Here is a 4,340-nt window from a genome sequence, read left to right as displayed (position 1 = left end):
TTGGATATAAGCCGCCGTTTAGATTTATCCGAATGAGTAGTTGGAGAAATGCGCAAAGTCCTCTAGCCAGTTATGCGATGCCAAACCAATGGTTCAACGAACTGGGGTTGGTAAATCTTGAGCAAGTAGGAACAGGGTATGTGTTTAGCAATTATGCTGAATGGAAGTATGCATGAGCCGTATACGAGGTCCGTACGTACGGTTCTGTGAGAGGGATGAGGCGGTAACGCCTCACCCTACTCGATTATGCCAGTTATCCACCGCTGCTGACAGGGGTTGTGCCGTCTTATATGTTTCTGTTTTGTCAGCGTTGTGCAAAGACAAGTTTTTGTTGTAGGAAATGTCTTAAAGTGTAAGATTTTGGCGTCAGTGAATGAAACTTAATCATACATTTTAGATCCAGATCTCAAGATGACTAAAAGGACAGCGAGTGTCTTTTCCACAATCGATGATCGGGGAATGATCGTGTTTGAAAAGTTTGATCTTTTGTATTATTGTTATAAAACAATATGTTATATGTGGTTTGACGACTGGTTTTTATAAGTTAATAACCAGTGGATAAAATCTATAAACAGAGTTATCCACAGAATTGTTTGTCTGTTGGTGGGTAATTAAACGAAAGCGTGAACTGGAGTCTGCAAGGTGCCTATACCAAAAGATAAAGGCTGCAGCTCCAAGTCGGAAGGGTGTAGAATCCTGAACACAGTCGTGGCATCCTAGTCGCCAATTGTTTCTCATTGGACTAGCAACACTATGGCTCGCATTCCTGATAACCCGTTAATTTTGATCGACGGCTCTTCCTATTTATATCGTGCATTCCACGCTTATCCAGGCACCATGAGTAATGGAGATATTCCAACTAACGCTGTTTACGGCGTCGTGAATATGGTTCGTTCTATGATGCGTCAATTTGCTTCGGATCGCATTGCGGTTATTTTTGATGCCAAAGGCAAAACGTTCCGTGATGAAATGTTCCCTGAATACAAAGCCCATCGTCCACCAATGCCGGACGATTTGCGCTGTCAGATCGAACCCCTTCACAACATCATTCGCGCCATGGGCTTGCCACTGCTGTCTATTGAAGGTGTCGAAGCGGACGACGTTATCGGCACCTTGGCATATCAAGCTTCGCAAGCGGGTATGCCGGTACTGATCAGTACTGGCGATAAAGATATGGCGCAGTTGGTGGATGACAAGGTTACGCTGATCAACACCATGACTAATGTGGTGATGGACAGAGAGGGCGTGATTGAGAAGTTTGGTATTCCGCCTGAGCTTATCATCGATTACCTCGCACTGATGGGCGATAAAGTCGATAACATTCCGGGCGTGCCGGGTGTGGGTGAGAAAACCGCAACGGCGCTGTTGCAAGGTATCGGCGGTCTGGATGCTCTGTATGAGAATTTAGATAAAATTGCTGACTTAGGCTTCCGTGGTTCTAAGACCATGGCGCAAAAGCTCGCAGACAACCGCGACAATGCGTACATGTCTTATAAGTTGGCAACCATTAAGCTCGATGTTGAACTGGAAAACAGCCCTGAGTCGCTGCATAAGCAAACGCCCGACCGCGATGCTCTGATTGAGCTGTACGGCAAAATGGCATTCAAATCCTGGTTATCTGAGTTGCTGGAAGGCGGTACCGGTGTGGTTGAAGCGGTTGAGAAGAGCGCTGATACTGCATCTGCTGGCTCCGCTTCTGTTGCTCAAGCCGATACTTCTGCGGTGAAAATCGACCGTAGCCAATATCAAACCATCCTCGATCAAGACACGTTCAACCTGTGGCTGGAGAAACTACAATCTTCTGAGCTGTTTGCTTTTGATACCGAAACCGACAGCCTGGATTACATGGTGGCAAACTTAGTCGGCGTCTCGTTTGCGGTAGCAGAAGGCGAGGCGGCATATGTTCCGGTTGCTCACGATTATCTGGATGCACCACAGCAGCTCAGTCGTGACTGGGTACTGGAGCAACTAAAACCGATTCTAGAAGATAAGTCGAAACATAAAGTTGGCCAGAACCTGAAATACGATGCGAGCGTATTAGCACGCTATGGCATTGAGATGCGCGGCATTGCGCACGATACTATGCTGGCATCTTACGTTTATAACAGCGTCGGTGGTAAGCATGATATGGACAGCCTGGCACTGCGCTTTATGCAGCACAGTTGCATTTCGTTTGAACAAGTAGCGGGTAAGGGCAAAAATCAACTGACGTTCAACCAGATCGATTTAGAGCAAGCGGCGCCTTATGCGGCTGAAGATGCGGATGTCACTTTGCGCCTGCACAATCGGTTATGGAAACTGATTGAGCAAGATGAAAAGCTGCTGCCTATCTATCGTGATATCGAAATACCACTGGTGCCAGTGATCTCGCGTATCGAGCGTACCGGCGTGTTGATCAACGACATGCTGCTGGGTTCTCAGTCACAAGAAATTGCGCTACGCCTTGATGAACTAGAGAAGAAAGCGTTTGAAATTGCCGGTCAAGAGTTCAACCTCAGCTCACCAAAACAGTTACAAACCATTCTGTTCGAGCAAATGAAACTGCCGGTGGTGAAGAAAACACCGTCTGGCACACCGTCAACCAACGAAGAAGTATTGCAAGAGTTGGCATTGGATTACCCGCTTCCGGCGGTGATTCTGCAACATCGTGGTTTGGCTAAGTTGAAATCGACTTACACAGACAAACTGCCGAAGATGATTAACCCGACCACCGGGCGCGTACATACCTCGTACCATCAGGCGGTAACTGCGACCGGTCGTCTGTCTTCGACCGATCCTAACTTGCAGAACATCCCCATTCGTAACGAAGAAGGGCGCCGTATTCGCCAAGCGTTCATTGCTCCGCATGGCTGGAAAATCATGGCGGTCGACTATTCACAAATTGAACTGCGCATCATGGCGCATTTGTCTGGTGATGAAGCGTTGTTGGAGGCATTCCAGCAGGGTAAAGATATCCATGCCGCGACAGCCGCGGAGATCTTGGGGATCAGTATCGATCAGGTCACCAGTGAACAGCGTCGTCGAGCCAAAGCGGTTAACTTTGGTTTGATCTACGGTATGAGCGCCTTTGGTTTGGCGAAACAACTGGGTATTGCGCGTGGTGAAGCGCAAACTTACATGGACAAATACTTCGAACGTTACCCGGGTGTGATGCAATACATGGAAGATACACGCAGTGCCGCGGCTGCTCAGGGGTATGTCGAAACCATCTTTGGTCGTCGTCTTCATCTGCCTGAAATCACTTCACGTAACGCTATGCGTCGCAAAGCGGCTGAGCGTGCGGCGATTAACGCACCAATGCAAGGTACGGCTGCGGACATCATCAAGAAAGCGATGTTGTCGGTTGATGAATGGATCCGCCAAGAGGGCGCTGGTCGCGTGAAATTGCTGATGCAGGTACACGATGAACTGGTGTTTGAAGTAGAAGAGACGGCTTTATCCGAAATTGAAAGTAAAGTACGAGAATTGATGGAATCGGCGGCTGAACTTAAAGTGCCACTGGTGGCTGAAGCCGGGCATGGTGACAACTGGGATCAAGCACACTAATCACACTGTTTTGCCCAAAATACCGGATAAATATGAGCCAGCGCACAATTGCTGGCTTTATTTTTATCTACGAAAAAATAAACGCAATTCAAGCGTTTATGTTGCTTAATAAAAATTTAATGAAAAAAAATTACAAAAACAGTTTTCATCTCTGAACGATTGTTGTACATTAACTCTCGTAGGGTACAGAGGTAAGATGTTCTATCTTTCAGACCTTTTGTTTCACGTTATTGGATTAGGCTGATTCAGCCGCCCCAGTCTCCTTTTGACTGGGGCGTTTTTTCTTGTGCGCTAGAAAAACTCTCCTGCTACAAAATGTCCTACGACAAAATCTCCCATCTTGTGATAAACATCGTCGATTTCCCGCTCGCTAGTGGCGACTCATCGCTTTCTGTTTTATGAATCCCAATGTCAATTCTGTAATTTTATATCGAACAATACAGTGATAATGGCTAGAGTTAACACTCTATTGGTAGCTTAGTAGCTTACTGAAATAGGTAGTTAATCTGACTTTCTTTGAGTTAAATATGCATTCCCACGCATAGTGAAGTGACCCCATAAAGTTGGACATTTCTGTTAAGCGGCTTGCAAGGCCTGATTTCGATATTCTATCGGAGTCAGGCCTTTAAATTTCACCTTAATCCGTTTTGTATTGTAATACTCTATATATTCTTCGATATTTGCAATCAGTTCATCAGCATCAGTGAAGCTTTGACCGTGATACATCTCTGTTTTGAGTAAAGCGAAGAAGTTTTCAGCCACTGCATTATCTAAACAGTTTCCTTTTCTCGACA

General features: G+C 46.2%; 2 protein-coding genes and 1 pseudogene. 2 read left to right on the top strand and 1 reads right to left on the bottom strand.

What is annotated here, in order from left to right; genetic code table 11:
• A pseudogene (locus tag ACK5MF_RS18975) lies at nt 1-176 on the top strand (group II intron reverse transcriptase/maturase); the annotation flags it as partial.
• A 577-nt stretch (nt 177-753) separates the two neighbouring features.
• Complete coding sequence (polA, locus tag ACK5MF_RS18970; RefSeq protein ID WP_416924077.1) at nt 754-3,546, top strand: DNA polymerase I; 2,793 nt, start codon at nt 754-756, stop codon at nt 3,544-3,546.
• Nucleotides 3,547-4,122: 576 nt separating this feature from the next.
• Here polA and ACK5MF_RS18965 read toward each other — a convergent pair.
• The coding region (locus ACK5MF_RS18965) for an IS3 family transposase (RefSeq protein WP_416919910.1) at nt 4,123-4,340 on the bottom strand (218 nt) is incomplete at its 5' end.

It is taken from the genome of Vibrio sp. (assembly GCF_047973365.1).
GTDB lineage: Bacteria > Pseudomonadota > Gammaproteobacteria > Enterobacterales > Vibrionaceae > Vibrio.
This window is presented reverse-complemented; position numbering and strand designations above follow the sequence as displayed.